We start from the raw sequence: 18360 nt of genomic DNA, 5'->3' as shown, positions 1-18360 counted from the left end.
CCACCGAGCCGCGCCCTTCGGCCTCCCGGGCGTCGGCCCGGCCACGTCCACGCAGACGGTCCGTCACTGCTGGCCTCCTTCAACGGTCGGGACGGGTGCGGGCGGCATCACCTCGGTGAGGAAGCCGTCGCTGAAGCGGGCCAGCGGGCCCTTGGCCCGGATACCGGGCGGCGATCCGCGCTCCACGTCGAGCGCAAGGCCGGGCTCCGGCGGGAGCTCCCCGGCGAGCTTGAGCCCGAGGCTGCGGGCGATCTCCCGGCCCGTCAGGCCGGTCGGCCCGGGCACCCGGACCACGGCCCGCACGTCCGCCAGCCGCATCCGGGCGGCGGCCGACACCCGGTCGGCGGCGGCCAGCGCCCGCAGCTCGGCGGGGACGACCAGCAGACCGGTGTCGGCCTGCTCGAGCGCCTGCCCGGCGGCGGAGTCGAGATGGCGCGGCAGGTCGAGGACGACCAGCCCGCCCCGGCGGCGGGCGGCGGCGAGCACGCTGCGCATCGCCTCGGGCGGGACGGCGAGGGTGTCGCCGCGATCCCAGGAGAGTGCCGTCAGATGGTGCAGCTCCGGCAGGGCCTTGGCGAGCTCCACGCCGTTCACCCGGCCCCGGGAGCCGGTCAGGTCGGGCCAGCGAAGGCCTCCGGCCGACTCGCCACCGAGCAGGATGTCGAGGCCGCCGCCCAGCGGGTCCCCGTCGACGAGCATCGTCCGGTGGCCGAGGCGGGCGGCGGTGATGGCGATGGCGCAGGCGAGCGTGGAGGCTCCGGCGCCGCCGCGGCCGCCGAGCACGGCGACGGTCAGCGCCGGCGGGCCGACACCTTCGGCCGCGTCGGCGATCCGGTCGAGCAGCCAGGCCTGGGCGTCGGGCAGGAAGAGCACGTGCTCGGCGCCGAGCTGGACGGCTCGGACCCAGACGTCGCAGTCGTCCAGGTCGAGCCCGAGCAGGAGCACTCCGGCCCGCCTGGTCAGGCCGGCGCAACGGTCGGCGAGGTCGTCGCCCACCAGAACGAGCTGGGCGCCCTCCCACTCCGCCCGGGTGGGCGGGGCGGTGGTCAGGTGCGGCTCCGCGCCGGCCGCCGCGCACAGCCGCAGCAACTGCTCGGCGAGCGCGCCGTGCTCGGTGACGATCAGCGGGCCGCTGGCTCCGGCCCGCTCGGTAGGGCGGTGGTCGGTGATCGGTGTCGACATGGCTGTCTCCCCCGGTGAGGTGCTGTCCGGGAGAAGCCCAGTTGCCCGGGCCTCCCCCGCCGGTAGGGCACCGACCGGCTGCCCGAAGGAGCACGGCTGATGTCCGGGCACCACGGTGAGGCCCGTAGCCGGAATCTGTCAGTCCTCACCCGTTCGCCTGTGGACAACTCGGGGGTGTGGATAACTCTGTTCACTCGACCGGGGGCATTTGCGCAAATAATTTGACGTTGGTGACGGCATGCCTTCAGCTGATGACAGAGCGACAACAGTGACGCTCGACAACTTCCCGGAAGATCCCGCAATGAGGCCGTCAGATCCTTCGGAAGGGCTTCTGCGGATGACTCCGAGTTGTCAGGTCAAAGACACGGGGCCATGTCTCATTCTCGCGAAAGGAGATCACCCAGAGTGACGAATCCGCTGGCGCCGAGATCCACGCCGATCACCCCCGCGAGCCCCACAGGCTGCGCCGCCCGGCGCGCCCCGATCGGCCACCGGGGGCCGTTGACCTGCAAAAACCCCTGAAAAACGGCCCCGGACATGCGACGACCCCCGCCGGGGGGGAGAGCGGGGGTCGTCTATCCACGGTCCGACTCGGGGGGGAGGAGCCGGACCGGGTTAGCACGGTCGCGAACGATCCGTGACTTCCATGGTGTACCCGAGAGGCCAGAAACACAAACCCGCGCGCACAGGAGTACGCCGAATGGCGGGGTGTTCTGAGCCGCCCTCTATCCTCGGTTCCCGTGGACACCACCGAGAACGCCGACATCGCGGACCACGACGGGAACTCAGCACCCGGTTCCGCGTCGAACGACATCGCGCCCACCCCCGCCCGCGCCGGACACCACTCGTTCGGAGTAGCGCGGACCGCCGCATTCTTCGATCTGGACAAGACGATCATCGCCAAGTCGAGTGCGCTGGCATTCAGCCGCCCGTTCTACCAAGGCGGTCTGATCAACCGTCGGGCCGTGCTGAAGAGTGCCTACGCGCAGTTCCTCTTCCTCGTGGGCGGAGCCGACCACGACCAGATGGAGAAGATGCGGGAGTACCTCTCGGCGCTGACCCGGGGCTGGAACGTCCAGCAGGTCCGCGAGATCGTCGCCGAGACCCTGCACGGCCTGATCGATCCGATCATCTACGACGAGGCCGCCTCCCTGATCGAGCAGCACCACGCGGCCGGGCGGGACGTGGTCATCGTCAGCAGTTCGGGCTCCGAGGTCGTGGAGCCGATCGGCGCGCTGCTCGGTGCCGACCGGGTGATCGCCACGCGACTCAAGATCGAGGACGGCCGCTACACCGGCGAGATCGACTACTACGCCTACGCGGAGAACAAGGCCGCGGCGATCCGGGAGCTGGCCGAGGCCGAGGGGTACGTCCTCGCGGACTGCTACGCCTACAGTGACTCGATCACCGACCTGCCGCTGCTCGAAGCCGTGGGGCACCCGTCTGCGGTCAACCCCGACCGTGCGCTCCGCAAGGAGGCGGTGGCCCGCGAGTGGCCGGTGCTGGTCTTCGACAAGCCGGTCGAACTGCGGCGCCGCATCCCCGAGTTCGGCGCGCCCAGCCGGTCGGTGGTGGTCACTGTTGCCGTCTGCACCGCAGTCCTGACCGCCGGGGTGCTCTGGTACGCGGCCCGTCGGCGGCGGCCCGTGGTGGCACTCCCGGCCGCAGCCGCCAAATCGGGCAAAAGGTAAAGAGTTCTCGTTTCGGGTTCCCCTTTCCCCGAAACCGCGATAGAAATGAGTTACGGCCCGCGAGACCCGGTCAGGACCCAAGAGAGGTCAAACCGACAACGCAGTTCAGGCCCCACGGACCGACGCACAGACAACTGAGCACCCACATGCAGCCGACCCGCTGTCGGGCCGCCGCACCAGGTGAACGGGCAGAGATCCCCGCCTGATGGGCACTAACCGGTGCATGCTTGGTAACTCGGCACCTGTGCCAGTGGCGGCACCCAGGCTCCATCGGGTGCCGCCGCATCTGCTGTCCGGCCTGTCAGACCATCCCGCGCTGCATCGCCTCGCAGACGGCAGTGCTCTCCCGCACGCCCAGCCGCAGCGCCGCGCCGCAGTGGCCGATCCAGGCGGCCATCCCTTCGGCCGTACCGCTGAGGTAACCGGCCAGCGCCTCCCGGTACGCGGCCGTCCCCAGCTCCACGAAGCCCACCTCGGCCGGGCAGATCGCCTTCGGGTCCAGCCCCTCCGCGATCAGCACGATCCGCTGCGCGGCCCGCGCCACCACCCCGTTGTGCGAGCCGAACGGGCGCAGCGCCAGCAGTTCCCCGTGCACCACGGACGACACCACCAGCGCGGGCGTGCCGCGCAGACCGCCGTCCACCCGCTCCACCAGCAGGCGGGAGAGCTGGTCGAGCCGGGCCGCGACCTCCTCGGCCGACGGAGCGGCGGGGAGCGGATCCACCGCACCCTCGCGGCCGCCACCGGCGTGCGCCGAAAGCCCGTGCTCCCCGCCCTCCGCATGAGCGTCGTGCCCGGCGTGGTCGTCGTCCCCGGCCACCCCCACGCCCTCCGCGGGCGCGAGCTCGACGGGGAACAGTTCAGCGGCGCCCTCGCCGGCCCGACGGGGCCGGCCCGCGGCCGGGTCCGCGTCCCCGACCGCGAGCAGGTGGAGCCGTGCGAGGACCTGCAGCGGAGAGTGGCGCCAGACGCTCAGCAGCTGCCCCGCCTCGGCCGAGATCCGGAGCGCGCCACCGAGGGTCCGCGCCTGTGGATCGGCGCTGAAGTCGCTGCGGCGCCGCACCTCCTCCAGCGGCCAGTCGGCGCCGTCCAGCGCCGCGGAGGCCCGGGCCCCGCGCAGCGCGGACTCGGAGGTCACCTCCGAAGCGCGGCGCCGCATCACACGGTGGCCATAGAGGCGGTCGACGGCCTTGCGCACTTCGGCGACTGCCTCGGGCACGCCGGGGAGTTCCGCCAGTGGGGCGAGGGGATCAGTTCCAGTGCTCACCTACCCGAGAGTAATGACTCCCCAGGCACGCCCGACACAGCAACCCCGTCATCACCCGTTCGAGGCAATCTTGGCTTCCCGCCCCTGAGGCACCCCAAACCGCCGTTAGCATGACTGCTATCGGAGACGATAACGATTTCCAACAGACTCAGCTTGCTCCACCCCGCCACCAGATCGCCCACAGCACGGAGCCGCCGGGCCCGACGGGCAGCGGCGAGAGCGGGCACCAGAGAGAGCCGGAGACTCAGATGAAGATCGCTTTCGTCGGCAAGGGCGGCAGCGGGAAGACCACCCTGTCCGCGCTGTTCATCCGCCACCTGGCCGCCGCCGGCCGGCCGGTGATCGCCGTGGACGCCGATATCAACCAGCACCTGGGCCCGGCACTCGGCCTGACCGACGCTCAGGCGGCGGCACTGCCTTCGCTCGGCGCGCACCTGCCCCAGATCAAGGAGTACCTGCGCGGCGAGAACCCCTTGATCCGCTCCGCCGAGGAGATGATCAAGACCACCCCGCCCGGCCCGGGTTCGCAGCTGCTGCGCATCGTCGAGGAGAACCCGGTGTACGCCGCCTGCGCCCGGCCGATCGCCCTGGACGAAGGCTCCGTCAGGCTCCTGGTCACCGGCGCGTTCGCCGAGGAGGACCTGGGCGTCGCCTGCTACCACTCCAAGGTCGGCGCGGTCGAGCTCCTGCTCAACCACCTGCTCGACGGACCGGACGAGTACGTGGTGACGGACATGACCGCCGGGTCCGACTCCTTCGCCTCCGGCCTGTTCACCCGCTTCGACCTGACCTTCCTGGTCGCCGAGCCGACCCGCAAGGGCGTCTCGGTCTACCGCCAGTACAAGGAGTACGCCCGCGACTTCGGCGTGAACCTGCGGGTGGTCGGCAACAAGGTGCAGAGCGCCGAGGACCTCGCCTTCCTGCAGCGCGAGGTGGGCGAGGACCTGCTGACCGTCTTCGGCCAGTCCGATTGGGTCCGCCGTCTCGAGCAGGGCGCGGAGCCCGCACTGAACACCCTGGAGCCCGCCAACCGGGCCGTGCTGGAGCAGCTGAAGACGGCGGCCGACCTGGCCCACGGCTCCCGTGACCCCGAGCGGTACACCCAGCAGGCCGTCAGCTTCCACCTCCGCAACGCGGAGAGCTGGGGCAACGCCAAGACGGGCATCGATCTGGCCACCCAGGTCGACCAGGACTTCGTGCTCGGCGCGGAGCGACTGGACGCCGCCCACGCCTGACCGCCCCCGCCGCCCCCGCGGCGCCCCAGGAGGGCCGGCTGCTCCCAGACGCGGGAGCGACCGGCCCTCCTCGTCTATTCCCAGGCGATTTGGTTACCACCCGTAGGGATGAATCGTCGCTCCATCCCTATTCTCACGAACTCACCCTGTGCAAAGATTCCATTACTCTCAGTTTACTGACTCTTGAGGATCCGGCCGAGCGTGGCCTCTCCGCTCCACCGATCCGCTCCACCGATCCACCCCATCGATCCACCCCGCCCGAGCGCCGGACCAAGCCGGCCACACCGACCTCTTCGGACAGACGGGAACACCATGACTCTCGACATCTCCAGCGCCCCCATCGCCTCCGACACCACCGACCACGCGCCGCCGGGTCCCGAGACCGTCGGCGCCTCCCCGCCGTCCCCGCTGCGGTCCGTCCTCACCCGGGACTTGCCCGCCTCCGTCGCGGTCTTCCTGATCGCCGTGCCTTTCTCCCTCGGCATCGCGCTCGCCACCGGGGCGCCGCTCACCGCCGGCCTGGTGGCCGCCGCCGTCGGCGGGCTGGTCGCGGGAGCGCTGAGCGGCACACCGCTGCAGGTGAGCGGGCCCTCGGCGGCGCTCACCGTGATCACCGCCGGGCTGATCGCCCAGTACGGCTGGCAGGTGACCTGCGCGGTGACCGTCGCGGCCGGGCTGTGCCAGCTCCTGCTGGGCGCGCTGCGCGTCGCCCGCACCACGCTCGCCGTCTCCCCGGCGATCGTCCACGGCATGCTGGCGGGCGTCGGGCTGACCATCGCGATCGCCCAGCTCCACGTAGTGCTCGGCGGCTCCCCGCAGAGCTCCGCGCTCGCCAATCTGATCGCCCTCCCGCACCAGCTCTCCGGCCCCCACCTCCCGGCCCTGACGGTCGGCGCCGTGGCCGTGGTGGTGCTCTGCGGCTGGCCGCGTCTGGGCCGGCTGCCCGGTCGGGCCGGGCTGATCAGCGCCCGGCTGGCCCGGGTGCCCGCCGCGCTGGTCGCCGTCACCACGGGCACCGCGCTCTCGGTCGGCCTCGGGCTCACCCTCGCCCACGTCGAGCTGCCCTCCTGGACCCGGCACGGCCTGGCCTCGCCCCCCGCGCTCGACGTGCTCGGCCACCACTGGCCCACCCTGCTCGGCGCCGTCCTCACGGTCACCGCCGTCGCCAGCGTCGAGTCGCTGCTCTCCTCCGTCGCGGTGGACCGGATGTCCCACCGCTCGAGCGACCTGGACCGCGAGCTCCGCGGCCAGGGCGTGGCAAACCTGGTGGCCGGCCTGCTCGGCGGGCTGCCGATCGCGGGCGGTGCCGTCCGCAGCACCGCCAACGTGCGCGCCGGAGCGGCCGGCCGGTGGTCCGCCGTCCTGCACGGCGCCTGGGTGCTGCTCGCCGCCCTGCTGCTGGCCGGCGGGCTGCGCCACATCCCGCTGGCCGCGCTGGCCGCGCTCGTCCTGGTCGTCGGCGTGCAGATGGTCAGCTTCGCCCACATCCGCCGGGTGCACCGGCACCGTGAGTTCCCCGTCTACCTCGCCACCGTCCTCGGGGTGTTCCTGCTGGGCGTCCCGCTCGGGGTGGCCGTCGGCGGCTCGGTCGCCGTCCTGCTGGCGCTCTACCGGTTGACCCGCGCCCACGTCGACGTGCTCGTCACGGAGGACGGCGGGTACCAGGTCCGCACCCACGGGCCGCTGACCTTCGCCGCCGTTCCCCGGCTGAACCGGACGCTCGCCCTGATCCCCGCCGGCACCCGGGTGACGGTCCGCCACGACGGCTCCTTCCTCGACCACGCGGCCTACGAGCAGCTGCACAGCTGGCGGACGAGCCACCAGGCCGGCGGCGGCAAGGTCGCCATGCTGACGGAGCGCCACGAGGAGGAGGTGCTCGACCCGGACGGCACGGTGCGTTCCGGCAGCTCCCCCGGTCCGCACCGGTGCCGGGCCTGGACCCCGTGGGTCGGCCACCACTGCATCGACCAGAGCGAGGACGATCCGCAGGTCCGCCTGCTCCACGGAGTCCGGGGCTTCCAGCAGCACACCGCTCCGCTGGTCCGGCAGGAGCTGGCCCGGCTCTCCCGCGAAGGGCAGACGCCCTCCCAGCTGTTCCTGACCTGTGCCGACTCCCGGCTGGTCACCAGCATGATCACCAACAGCGGCCCCGGAGACCTCTTCACCGTCCGCAACGTGGGCAACCTGGTGCCCGCCCCGCACGAGCCCGGTGCCGCCGACGACTCGGTGGCGGCCGCCGTGCAGTACGCCGTCGAGGTGCTGCAGGTCCGCTCCATCACCATCTGCGGACACTCCGGCTGCGGCGCGATGAAGGCCCTGCTGGACGGCGTGCACGAGGTGCCTGGGCCGCCCACCCCGCTCGCCCGCTGGCTCCGCAACGGCCGCGGCGCACTGGCCCGACTCAAACGAGCACCCGCCGAGTTCGACGGGCGCCCGGTGGTCGACCTGGTGGAGCAGCTCTGCATCACCAACGTCGTACAGCAGCTCGACCAGTTGATGGCCAACCCGGCGGTCGAGCGACGCATCGAGGAGGGCAGCCTCCAACTGGTCGGCATGTACTTCGACTTCGCCACCGCCCAGGCCTACGTGCTGGACCGCGAGAGCCGCCGCTTCTCACCGGTGTCGGTCGAGCAGCCCCAAGGCTCGGAGCAGCTGACCGCCTGACACCCCGTCCGCCACGGCGGCCCGACCCCGACCCCGACCCAGCCCAGCCCGGGTCAGTCCTGGGTCAGCCCTTGGTCAGGAGCCGGGTCAGATCCCCCGGTGTCACATAGCCGGGCCAGCGGTGGTCGGAGAAGAGTTGCACTCCGGCATCGCGGTAGCACTGGTCGACCAGCTGCGAGCAGATCATGTGCTTGCTGCTCATGACATAGCCCTTGAACAGCGGGCTGACCGGCAGATGGAGGTGGTGGGTGGCCAGCGCGAAGTAGTCCATCACGCTGTAGGGGGTACCGAGGTACCCGCGGGCGGCCGTCACCACGGCCTCCCGCTGGTCCTCGGTCAGCTCGAAGCGTCCGGTGGACCAGAGCATCGGACGGCCGTCGTACCCGGCGAGATCGCCGAGCGAGGCGCCGCCGGGTTCGCCCTCGACGATCTCGCCGTCACCGACGTAGACGAAGGCGTGCTCGAAGTCGGCGAATCCGTCGCCGTTGAGCCACTGTCCGAAGCGGATCAGGCGGCCGGCGGTGCCGCCCATCCGGACGACGGCGAAGTCGCCGGGCTGCGGCTGCGGCTGCGGCTGCAGCGGTGACAGGGGGAGGGCGGTGGCATTGGGGACTGGAGGGGTTTCGGGTGTTCCGGGCATGGCTGCACCCCCATGCAGGAGTGGTGCGCTGACGGATGGGGGCCGCGGAGGACCACAACGGCCCGTGCTGTCAGTGGAGTACTGAGCAGACGGCTCGTCAAGGCTTCCGGCAGCGCTCGGGCAGGCGAGCGCTCCCCCGCGCTCCTCTGCGCTCCACCTGCAATGGTCGGGGTGCGACGGCCAGCCCCTCAGCGCGTCCCCGGCACGGCCTCAGCACGCCCACAGCGCCGCCACGGAGCCGCCACGGAGCCGCCACGGAGCCGCTCAAGCGTCACCCCAGTACCGTCCGCCGCGCCCACGCATGGCTCGCCCGAACAGCGGGCAGGTACCGCCCGGGCCGCCCCGGGGGCGGCCTGCTCCCCAGGTCGACCAAAGGTCTACACCAATTCCCCGGTGCCTCTTGTCAACATGGTGGTTGGCCTGGTGAGCTGTGCGCTGGGACACACGGGACAATCCCTACGCACGGGACAACCCGGCAGATGAAGAATCATGAGGAGTGCGCGTTGAGCAACGAGAGCCTGGCCAACCTGCTCAAGGAGGAGCGGCGTTTCGCGCCGCCCGCGGAGCTGGCCGCCGCCGCCAACGTCACCGCAGCGGCGTACGCGCAGGCGTCGGAGGACCGTCTGGGTTTCTGGGCCGAGCAGGCGCGCCGGCTCAGCTGGGCCGTGGAGCCCACCGAGACGCTGGACTGGTCGAACCCGCCGTTCGCCAAGTGGTTCGCCGACGGCAAGCTCAACGTGGCCTACAACTGCGTCGACCGCCACGTCGAGGCCGGCAACGGCGACCGCGTCGCCATCCACTTCGAGGGTGAGCCGGGCGACGGCCGCTCCATCACCTACGCCCAGCTCAAGGACGAGGTCTCCCAGGCCGCCAACGCCCTCCTCGAGCTCGGTGTCAGCAAGGGCGACCGGGTCGCGATCTACCTGCCGATGATCGCCGAGGCCGTCGTCGCAATGCTCGCCTGCGCCCGCATCGGCGCCACCCACTCCGTGGTCTTCGGCGGCTTCTCCGCCGACGCCGTCGCCTCGCGCATCGAGGACGCCGACGCCAAGCTGGTCATCACCGCCGACGGCGGCTACCGCCGCGGCAAGCCCTCCGCCCTCAAGCCCGCCATCGACGAGGCCCTCACCAAGGTCGACGGCGTCGAGAAGGTCCTCGTGGTCCGCCGCACCGGCCAGGACGTCGCGTGGACCGAGGGCCGCGACGTGTGGTGGCACGAGATCACCGACCGCCAGTCCACCGAGCACACCCCCGAGGCGCACGAGGCCGAGCACCCGCTGTTCATCCTCTACACCTCCGGCACCACGGGTAAGCCCAAGGGCATCCTGCACACCTCCGGTGGCTACCTCACCCAGGCCGCCTACACCCACCACGCCGTCTTCGACCTCAAGCCCGAGTCGGACGTGTACTGGTGCACCGCCGACATCGGCTGGGTCACCGGCCACTCGTACATCGTCTACGGCCCCCTGGCCAACGGCGCCACCCAGGTCATCTACGAGGGCACCCCCGACACCCCGCACCAGGGCCGCTTCTGGGAGGTCATCCAGAAGTACGGGGTCACCATCCTCTACACGGCGCCCACCGCGATCCGCACCTTCATGAAGTGGGGCGACGACATCCCGGCCAAGTTCGACCTCTCCAGCCTCCGGGTACTGGGCAGCGTCGGCGAGCCGATCAACCCCGAGGCGTGGGTCTGGTACCGCGAGCACATCGGTGCCGGGAAGACCCCGATCGTCGACACCTGGTGGCAGACCGAGACCGGCGCGATGATGATCAGCCCGCTCCCGGGCGTCACCGAGACCAAGCCCGGCTCCGCCCAGCGCGCGCTGCCCGGCATCGTCGCCACCGTCGTGGACGACGAGGCCAACGAAGTCCCCAACGGCTCCGGCGGCTACCTGGTGCTCACCGAGCCGTGGCCGTCCATGCTGCGCACCATCTGGGGCGACGACCAGCGCTACATCGACACCTACTGGTCCCGCTTCCCCGGCCGCTACTTCGCCGGTGACGGTGCCAAGAAGGACGAGGACGGCGACATCTGGCTGCTCGGCCGGGTCGACGACGTCATGCTCGTCTCGGGCCACAACATCTCCACCACCGAGGTCGAGTCCGCCCTGGTCGGGCACCCGGCCGTGGCCGAGGCCGCCGTTGTCGGCGCCACCGACGCCACTACCGGCCAGGCCATCGTCGCCTTCGTCATCCTGCGCGGCACCGCGACCGACAGCGAGGAGCTGGTCGCCGAGCTGCGCAACCACGTCGGCAAGACCCTCGGCCCGATCGCCAAGCCCAAGCAGATCAAGGTCGTCAGCGAGCTCCCGAAGACCCGCTCCGGCAAGATCATGCGCCGCCTGCTGCGCGACATCGCCGAGGGCCGCGAGGTCGGTGACACCACCACCCTGGCGGACTCGACGGTGATGAACCTGATCCAGTCCCAGCTGCCGTCCGCCCGCAACGGCGGCTGACCCACCGGCTGACGTACCGAACGAGACGGCGCCGCCCTCCCCACGCAGGGGTAGGGCGGCGCCGTCGTTCACCGGACCTCGTTCACCCGGACCTCGTTCACCGGACCTCGTCAGCCTGGATCTCGTCGGCCCGGACGTCGGCCACCCGGACGAGTCCCCGTCAGGTCGCCAGGCGCCGCAGCATGTCGTACGCCGTCTGGGTGAACCTGCGGCGCAGCCCCGGCATGGTGCTCGCCATCGCGACCAGACCGACCTGGGCGGTCGGGTTGAAGCCGGCGAAGGCCGAGAAGCCCTTGGTCGAGCCGGACTGGTAGACCACCTCGCCCTCCTCCAGCGGGCGCTGGTTCCAGATCAGGCAGATCCGGGCGCCGGTCCGGCGCCGCTCGATCCGGGCCCGCGAGACGTCCCGCAGCGCCGCCCGGAGCGAGCCCGCCGAGCCCGACTGCTCCGGGATCGGCACCGCGTCCACCGACAGGTGTGCCTGGAGGAAGCGCAGCATGTCGTCCGCAGTCGAGCGCAACGCCGCCGCTCCGGGCAGGGCCGGGAGGCGGAAGGACGGGACGCGTCGGCCGCGCCGGTAGCCGGTGGCCGGTTCGCGGCCCGGTCCGCAGGAGGTGTCGATCAGCCCGAGCGGTCCGCAGACCCGGCTTGCCAGCAGTTCCTCGTACCGCTGTCCGGCCGCGTTCTCCAGGACCAGCCCGAGCAGCCCGCAGCCGAGGCTGGAGTACCGCACCTGCCCGCCCGGCACCCCGCGCACCGGTGTGCGCGGCAGGGCGCGCAGCAGGTGGGCGGTGCTGAAGGTCGCGTACGGGCTGGTGAACCAGCGCGGCACCGCGGCCGGGGTGAGGCCGACCGGCAGCCGAGGCAGGCCGGAGGTGTGGGTGGCCAGGTGGAGCAGGGTGATGGGCCGTTCGTGGGGGTAGCCGGGGAGGGTGTCGGCCGGGAGGTACTGGTCGATCGGATCGTCATACCGGACCTCGCCCCGGGCGACCATCTCCGCGAGCAGCAGCGCCGTGAAGGTCTTGGTGACGGAGCCGAGCTCGAAGCGGGTGTCCGCCCGGACCGGTCGCTCACCCACCTGGTCCGAGTAGCCCCGGCAGGCCACCGTCCGCTCGTTCCCCCGGATCACCGCGATCGCGACCCCGCCACCCGGCGCGGCGCTGTTGAACAGCGGCCGCAGGAGCTTGGTCAGCTCCGGGGAGAGCGTCGGGGGAGGCGGTGACACCACGGGAGGAGCGGTGTGAGCGCCCGCTCCTCCCGGCAGTATGTGGATGGTTTGCTGACTGGGCATGAGCTGCCTCCGCATAGGACCGTGCCGCCGGAAGGGGGTTGGGGGCGGCACGTGTCACCGACGATAGGTACGCCTCACCGAAGCCGCATCCGACCGAAGCCGTCCGAGCGAGCGCACGGACGGGCGCACGGACGGGCGCACGGACGGGCGCACCGACCGGCGCACCGACCGGCGCACCGACCGGCGCAGGAACGAGCGCCAACCGGACGCGTACCCCACTCGGGCCTTTCGCCATAAAATGCCACAAACCGGATATCACGCCTCTGTGCCCCGTAGACTGTTAAGGACGCAACAACAGCAGAGACCCTGAGGCGCGCCGGGAAGTCTGGTCGGCACTGCACCACCCGTGCATCCACCTGCAGCTCCCCGCCTTGGAGGTCCCACTCGTGGCCACCCCGCCGCCCACCGAGCGCCGCCAGTTCCTCGGACGGCTGTCGCTCCCCGAGCGCACGTACATCACGAACGCCCTCCGCACCGAGACCGTCGGCGGCATCCTGCTGCTGGCCGCCGCGGTCCTCGCACTCGTCTGGGCGAACGTCTGGCCGCACGCCTACGAGTCCGTCCTGACCTGGACGGTCGGGCCCTCGGCCCCGCTCCACCTCGATCTGCCCCTCGAGGCCTGGGCGAAGGACGGGCTGCTGGCGATCTTCTTCTTCGTGGCCGGCATCGAGCTCAAGCGGGAGTTCGTGGCCGGCGAGCTGCGCAGCCCGAGTGCCGCTCTGCTGCCCGTGGTCGCCGCCGTCTGCGGGGTGGCGTTGCCCGCGGTCATCTTCGCCCTGGTCAACAGCGGCTCCGGCGGGCACCCCAACGGGTGGGCCATCCCGACCGCGACGGACATCGCCTTCGCACTCGGCGTGCTCGCCGTGGTGGGCACCCACCTGCCCTCCGCGCTGCGGGCCTTCCTGCTCACCCTCGCGGTGGTGGACGACCTGATCGCCATCCTGATCATCGCCGTCTTCTACAGCTCGGGGATCAAGTTCTGGGCGCTCGGCCTCTCGCTCGCCGGTCTGGTGCTGTTCTGGTTCCTGCACCGGCGCGGGGTGCACGGCTGGTACCTCTACGTGCCGCTGGCCTTCGTCATCTGGGCGCTGATGCATGAGAGCGGGGTGCACGCGACGGTCGCCGGGGTCGCGATGGGCCTGCTGCTGCGCTGCCACACCGAGGGGGACGAGAAGCACTCGCCCGGCGAGCACATCGAGCACCTGGTCCGGCCGCTGTCGGCGGGCCTCGCGGTGCCGGTGTTCGCACTGTTCGCCGCCGGGGTGACGATCTCGGGCGCGGCCCTGAAGGACGTGTTCACCCAGGCCACCCCGCTGGGCATCATGCTGGGCCTGCTGGTCGGCAAGACGGTCGGCATCTTCGGCGGGGCCAGGCTCACCGCCCGGCTCACCCGGGCCGAGCTCAACCCCCAGCTCAAGTGGGCCGACCTGTTCGCCGTCTCCACCCTCGCGGGGATCGGCTTCACCGTCTCGCTCCTGATCAGCGAGCTGGCCTTCCCCGACGACCCGACCCTGGCCGACCGGGCCAAGGCCGCGGTGCTGGTCGGCTCGGTGCTCTGCGCGCTGGTCGCCACCGTGCTGCTCCGCCTGCGGGAGAGGCACTATCGCGGGCTCTGCGAGGAGGAGGACCGCGACGAGGACGGCGACGGCATCCCCGACGTCTACCAGCAGCCCGCCCGCTGAAACCGCGTGAGCTGCCCGCTGGAACCGCGTGAGTCAGGCGCCGTCCCGGGTGACACATCATCTCCGGATGGCCCCGGAGTGGTGCCTGACTGTCCGGTAGGGGCATGATTCTGAGCTGTCGACCCGTACAGAGCCTCGTGCAGAGCCCCGTACAGAGCCCCGTGCAGAGATCACCCGAAGGAGAACTGCTGATGCCCACAGGAACCGCAGACGCGTCCAGCAACGGCCGGGCGCCGTACGAGGGCGAGCGTTCGGTGGGTCAGCTGTTCGCCGCGGCGACCTCCGATCTCTCCGCGCTGGTGCACGACGAGATTGCGCTCGCCAAGGCCGAGATCCGGGCGGACGTCGTGCGCGGCGTCTCCGGCGGTGTCTCGGTCATCGTCGCCGGTGTGGTGGCGCTGGCCGCCATCCCGATGCTGAGCTTCGCCGCCGCGTACGGGCTGCAGGCGCTCGGGCTGACGCTCGGCTGGTCGTTCCTGATCGTCGCCGGCGCCTACCTCGCGCTGGCCGCGCTGCTCGGGCTGCTGGCGTACCGCTCGTTCAAGAAGATCGAGAAGCCGCACCGCACCATCGAGGGGGCCCAGGCCACGGCCGAGGTACTCAAGAACGCCCGCCCCCGCCCCGCCACCCAGGAGGAGATCGACCGGGGCCTCGGCCGCCTCAAGTGAGCCGCATCAAGTGAGCCGCCTCAAGTGAGCCGCCTCAAGTGAGCCGCCTCGAGTGAGCCGCGCCGAGTAGTCCCGTCGACCGGATCCCGTCAGGCGTTCACCCCGGCGTCGAGTGCCGGGGGCGAGTTCTCGCCCCGGGTGTGACAGGCTCTCGGTATGCCGTTGGACCAGAAGCCCGTACCCGTCGAGCCCGCCGCCCCCGCCGAGCGCGGGTTCAACACGCCCGCGCCGGACGCCCCGGCGGCCTGGAGCGTCCGCTCGGCGGGTCCGTGGACCCACCGCGACCTGGCGGCCAACGGCGCTCGCTTCCACATCGCCGAGGTCGGCGAGGGCCCGCTGGTGCTGCTGGTGCACGGCTGGCCCGAGTACTGGTGGGCCTGGCGGCACCAGCTGACGGCGCTCGCCGAGGCCGGGTTCCGCGCCGTGGCGCTCGACCTGCGCGGGATGGGCGGCAGCGACCGCACCCCGCGCGGGTACGACCCCGGCAACCTGGCGCTGGACATCACCGGGGTGATCCGCTCGCTCGGCGAGCGGCGGGCCCATCTGGTCGGGCACGCCACCGGCGGTTCGCTGGCCTGGGTCGCGGCCGTGATGCGCCCCTCGGTCATCCAGAGCCTGACCGTGGTCTCCGCCGCCCATCCGCGCCAGCTGCGCCGGGCGCTGCTGACCGACCGCCGCCAGATCGCCGCCTTCGACCACGTGCTCGGCTTCCAGCGGCCGTGGATACCGGAACGCCGCCTGGTGGCCGACGACGCGGCGGCCGTCGCCGACTACCTGAACGCCTGGACCGGCCCGAACCGGCTCGACGAGGAGGCGCTGACCGCCTACCGCCAGGCGATCCAGATCCCGAGCACCGCGCACTGCTCCATCGAGCCGTACCGCTGGCTGCTGCGCTCGATGGCCCGCCCGGACGGCATCCAGTTCGCCCGCCGGATGAAGAAGCCGATCACCGCCCCCACCCTGCACGTCCAGGGCGCGGCCGACCCGGTGCTGCTCGCGCACACCGCGCTGGGCGCGGGCGAGTACGTCTCGGCGCCGTACCGCTGGCGGCTGCTGCCGGGGATCGGCCACTTCCCGCACGAGGAGGTGCCGGAGGAGTTCTCGGCCGAGCTCATCAACTGGGTGCAGGAGCACAAGGGCTGAGCTCGGGTGCGGCCGTCACAACCGTTGACATGCACTCATATGACAATCGCATAGGCCATTTGGGTCATCCTCGGGCGATTACTCCCCTCGGGCCACGGGCATCCATCCGGTATGACCTGGATGCCCGATCGCGAAGCCGCCCCGCGCCGACGCCGCCGCGGTAGCAGCTCGCCGAACCTCGCACACACCCCGGCGCCCGGCGCCACGTACGACTCCCTCACCCATCTCGACGGAGCACACGGGATGGGAATCCCCCGCATCATCGGGCGCCGCGCCCGCTGGGTCGGCGCCAGACTGCGCCGGGAGGGCTGACGGAGGACGAGACCAGCACGGCCGGACCGCCCCGAAGGGTGGCCCGGCCGTCGACGTTTCTCCGCCCGCCGCAGGTCAGCCGACGACGGTCGGCCCCACGAAGGCGAAGCCCAGCATCAGGAAGGTCACCACGCTCATGACCGGGACCAGGATCTTGGTCTCCATCTTGTTGCCGGTGCGCTTGATCAGCACGATCTCGTAGCGCTCCTTGTGCGGCCACAGCAGCGGCGCGCCCATCTTGGTGAGGCAGTCGCCCAGCAGGTGGGCCAGGGTGCCGAGGGCCACCGCGTACGGGAGCCAGCCCGGGGCGTCGGTCAGGAACTTGTCGAGCACGACGGTGCCGAGCAGCGCGAGGCCGACCACGGTGATCCAGGTGTGGTGGCCGTGCCCCGGCACGTGGGCGTTGAGCGCCTTGAGGCCCATCGCCAGCAGGAAGAACGTCATCCCGAGGGTGAACCAGCGGCCGCCGTACGCCACACCCGCCCACGTCCCGCCGCCCATCAGGGCGACGAAGAGCAGCGAGTGGGTGGCGTGCCGGTGCCCGCCCGAGGCCCAGGCGACGAAGCGGCAGAGCACCTTGGACACCGGGCCGAGGAAGTTGGCGATGGTGCCGTCGTGGTGGTCGAGGTCGGGCAGCAGCGCCGCGCCGGCCGCGAGCAGGGTGCCCATCAGGATGTCGGCGGGCCGCAGGTGGGTCCCGAGCAGCAGCGGCGGCAGGAACGGTGCGGAGACCGCGTACAGCATCGCTCCGCTGACCGCGTGCGAGTGACCCATCATCTGTTCCTGACCTCCCGTCGGACCCGTTCCAGGGGTGCTCGGTTGAGCCGAACGGGTGAGCGCGGCCGACGCTATCAGGTACGGCTGACACTGCTGTGGTCTGAGCGCGGGTCAGCTCAGAGTGCGCACCCCTCGGTGTCGACCCGGGAGCCGCCTGCCCGCCCCTGGACGGCGTCCTCGCGGACCTCGTCCGCGGTCAGCACGTAGCCGGTGTCCTGGCTGTCCAGCGACTTGGCGAAGACCACGCCGTAGACCTGCCCGTCCGGGCTCAGCAGCGGGCCGCCGCTGTTGCCCTGACGGACCAGCGAGCGGATCGAGTAGACGTCGCGGACGACCTGGCCGCGGTGGTAGATGTCCGGCCCGTTGGCCTGGATCCGGCCGCGGACGCGCGCGGGCTGGACGTTGAAGGAGCCGTTCTCGGGGAAGCCCGCGACGATCGCGCTGTCATTGGTGCGGGCCTGGCCGGCGAAGGCGAGAGCGGGAGCGTCGAGCTTGGGGACGTCGAGGATCGCGATGTCCCGCTGCCAGTCGTAGCGGACCACCGTGGCGTCGTAGAGCCGGCCGGCGCCGCCGATCTGGACGGTGGGTTCGTCGACGCCCCCGACCACGTGGGCGTTGGTCATCACCCGGTGCGGGGCGAACACGAAGCCGCTGCCCTCCAGCGTCTTGCCACAGGCCGTCGCCGTGCCGACCACCTTGACCAGGCTCTGCCGGGCCCGGGCCACCGCCGGGCTGGCGGCCAGTGCCGGGTCCGGTGCCTCGACCTCGGTGATCGGCTCGTGCTCGAAGGGGTTGAACACCTGGGGGAAGCCGTTGCGGGCCAGCACCTTGGTGAAGTCGGAGAACCAGTTCGGCGCGTCGGCGGGCAGCGCGCTCTGCACCGCACCGAGCACCTTGGAGGTGCGGACCTGCTTGGAGACGGTCGGCAGCGAGGTGCCCGCCAGGGCCGAGCCGATCAGCCAGGCCACCAGCAGCATCGAGATCACGTTGACCACCGAACCGCCGATGGCGTCCAGCGTCTTGCCCTTGCCCCGCCCGATCCGGCCGCGCAGCTTCCAGCCGAAGTGGGTGGTGATCGCCTGCCCGACCGCCGCGAAGACGATCACCACGACCACCGCGACCACCGAGGCCGTGGTGCCCGGGCTGAGGTGGCGCAGCAGCAGCGGCAGCAGTTGAACGGCGATCAACCCCCCGCCCAGGAAGCCCAGAACGGAGAGCACGCCGACCACGAAGCCTTGCCGGTAGCCCGACACGGCGAAGCCCACCGCCGCGGCGATCAGCAACAGATCCAGGACATTCACCCCGATACCCTCCCATGCTCCCGCCCCCGGAGGGCACCGGGTGGCCTG

Annotated in this window: 14 protein-coding genes; 8 read left to right on the top strand and 6 right to left on the bottom strand. The window is 71.6% G+C overall.

Going from position 1 to position 18360, the window contains the following annotated elements:
• Nucleotides 1–63: 63 nt before the first annotated feature.
• A complete protein-coding gene (gene ssd, locus ABT095_RS20680; protein ID WP_350530905.1) occupies nt 64–1182 on the bottom strand; it encodes a septum site-determining protein Ssd in 1119 nt (372 codons plus the stop codon).
• 812 nt (nt 1183–1994) lie between these two features.
• Between ssd and ABT095_RS20675 the strand changes: the two genes are divergently transcribed.
• Entirely contained in the window at nt 1995–2873 is an 879-nt protein-coding gene (locus ABT095_RS20675; RefSeq protein WP_350530955.1) for an HAD family hydrolase, read from the top strand.
• Nucleotides 2874–3174: 301 nt separating this feature from the next.
• On the opposite strand, the gene ABT095_RS20670 is transcribed toward ABT095_RS20675, so the two are convergent.
• Nucleotides 3175–4140 carry a Fic family protein gene (locus ABT095_RS20670; protein ID WP_350530904.1) on the bottom strand — a complete coding sequence of 322 codons (966 nt, stop codon included), beginning with the start codon at nt 4138–4140 and terminating at the stop codon, nt 3175–3177.
• Between the two features lie 248 nt (nt 4141–4388).
• Here ABT095_RS20670 and ABT095_RS20665 point away from each other — a divergent pair, with 248 nt between their 5' ends.
• Together ABT095_RS20665 and ABT095_RS20660 are read left to right on the top strand one after the other, a co-directional pair.
• Nucleotides 4389–5375 (top strand): ATP-binding protein, encoded by a 987-nt coding sequence (locus ABT095_RS20665; RefSeq protein WP_350530903.1) that lies wholly within the window; start codon nt 4389–4391, stop codon nt 5373–5375.
• A gap of 312 nt (nt 5376–5687) precedes the next feature.
• A complete protein-coding gene (locus ABT095_RS20660; protein WP_350530902.1) occupies nt 5688–8039 on the top strand; it encodes a SulP family inorganic anion transporter in 2352 nt (783 codons plus the stop codon).
• A gap of 64 nt (nt 8040–8103) precedes the next feature.
• Here the strand turns inward: ABT095_RS20660 and ABT095_RS20655 are convergent, their stop codons facing one another.
• Nucleotides 8104–8679: a hypothetical protein gene (locus ABT095_RS20655; RefSeq protein WP_350530901.1), complete on the bottom strand. Its 576-nt coding sequence runs from the start codon at nt 8677–8679 to the stop codon at nt 8104–8106.
• 503 nt (nt 8680–9182) lie between these two features.
• Here ABT095_RS20655 and acs point away from each other — a divergent pair.
• Nucleotides 9183–11138 (top strand): acetate--CoA ligase, encoded by a 1956-nt coding sequence (acs, locus tag ABT095_RS20650; RefSeq protein ID WP_502884940.1) that lies wholly within the window; start codon nt 9183–9185, stop codon nt 11136–11138.
• A gap of 160 nt (nt 11139–11298) precedes the next feature.
• Here the strand turns inward: acs and ABT095_RS20645 are convergent, their stop codons facing one another.
• Nucleotides 11299–12363, bottom strand: coding sequence for a serine hydrolase domain-containing protein (locus ABT095_RS20645; RefSeq protein WP_350530899.1), 1065 nt, complete (start codon nt 12361–12363; stop codon nt 11299–11301).
• A 452-nt stretch (nt 12364–12815) separates the two neighbouring features.
• Here ABT095_RS20645 and nhaA point away from each other — a divergent pair, with 452 nt between their 5' ends.
• From nhaA to ABT095_RS20625, 4 genes are all read left to right on the top strand, one after another.
• A complete protein-coding gene (nhaA, locus tag ABT095_RS20640; protein ID WP_350530898.1) occupies nt 12816–14111 on the top strand; it encodes a Na+/H+ antiporter NhaA in 1296 nt (431 codons plus the stop codon).
• A 191-nt stretch (nt 14112–14302) separates the two neighbouring features.
• A complete protein-coding gene (locus tag ABT095_RS20635) occupies nt 14303–14779 on the top strand; it encodes a phage holin family protein (protein ID WP_350530897.1) in 477 nt (158 codons plus the stop codon).
• Nucleotides 14780–14935: 156 nt separating this feature from the next.
• A complete protein-coding gene (locus tag ABT095_RS20630) occupies nt 14936–15922 on the top strand; it encodes an alpha/beta fold hydrolase (protein ID WP_350530896.1) in 987 nt (328 codons plus the stop codon).
• Between the two features lie 120 nt (nt 15923–16042).
• Nucleotides 16043–16234 carry a hypothetical protein gene (locus ABT095_RS20625; RefSeq protein WP_350530895.1) on the top strand — a complete coding sequence of 64 codons (192 nt, stop codon included), beginning with the start codon at nt 16043–16045 and terminating at the stop codon, nt 16232–16234.
• A gap of 75 nt (nt 16235–16309) precedes the next feature.
• Here ABT095_RS20625 and ABT095_RS20620 read toward each other — a convergent pair whose 3' ends face one another.
• Both ABT095_RS20620 and ABT095_RS20615 read right to left on the bottom strand, forming a co-directional pair.
• Nucleotides 16310–17011 carry a metal-dependent hydrolase gene (locus ABT095_RS20620; RefSeq protein ID WP_350530894.1) on the bottom strand — a complete coding sequence of 234 codons (702 nt, stop codon included), beginning with the start codon at nt 17009–17011 and terminating at the stop codon, nt 16310–16312.
• Between the two features lie 116 nt (nt 17012–17127).
• On the bottom strand, nt 17128–18312 hold the full coding sequence (locus ABT095_RS20615; protein WP_350530893.1) for a MarP family serine protease: 1185 nt from the start codon (nt 18310–18312) through the stop codon (nt 17128–17130).
• Between the last annotated feature and the right edge of the window lie 48 nt (nt 18313–18360).

It is taken from the genome of Kitasatospora sp. NPDC002227 (assembly GCF_040296285.1).
Taxonomy (GTDB): Bacteria; Actinomycetota; Actinomycetes; order Streptomycetales; family Streptomycetaceae; genus Kitasatospora.
Note: the sequence above shows the minus strand (reverse complement) of the source record. Positions and strands in the feature narration are given on the sequence as shown.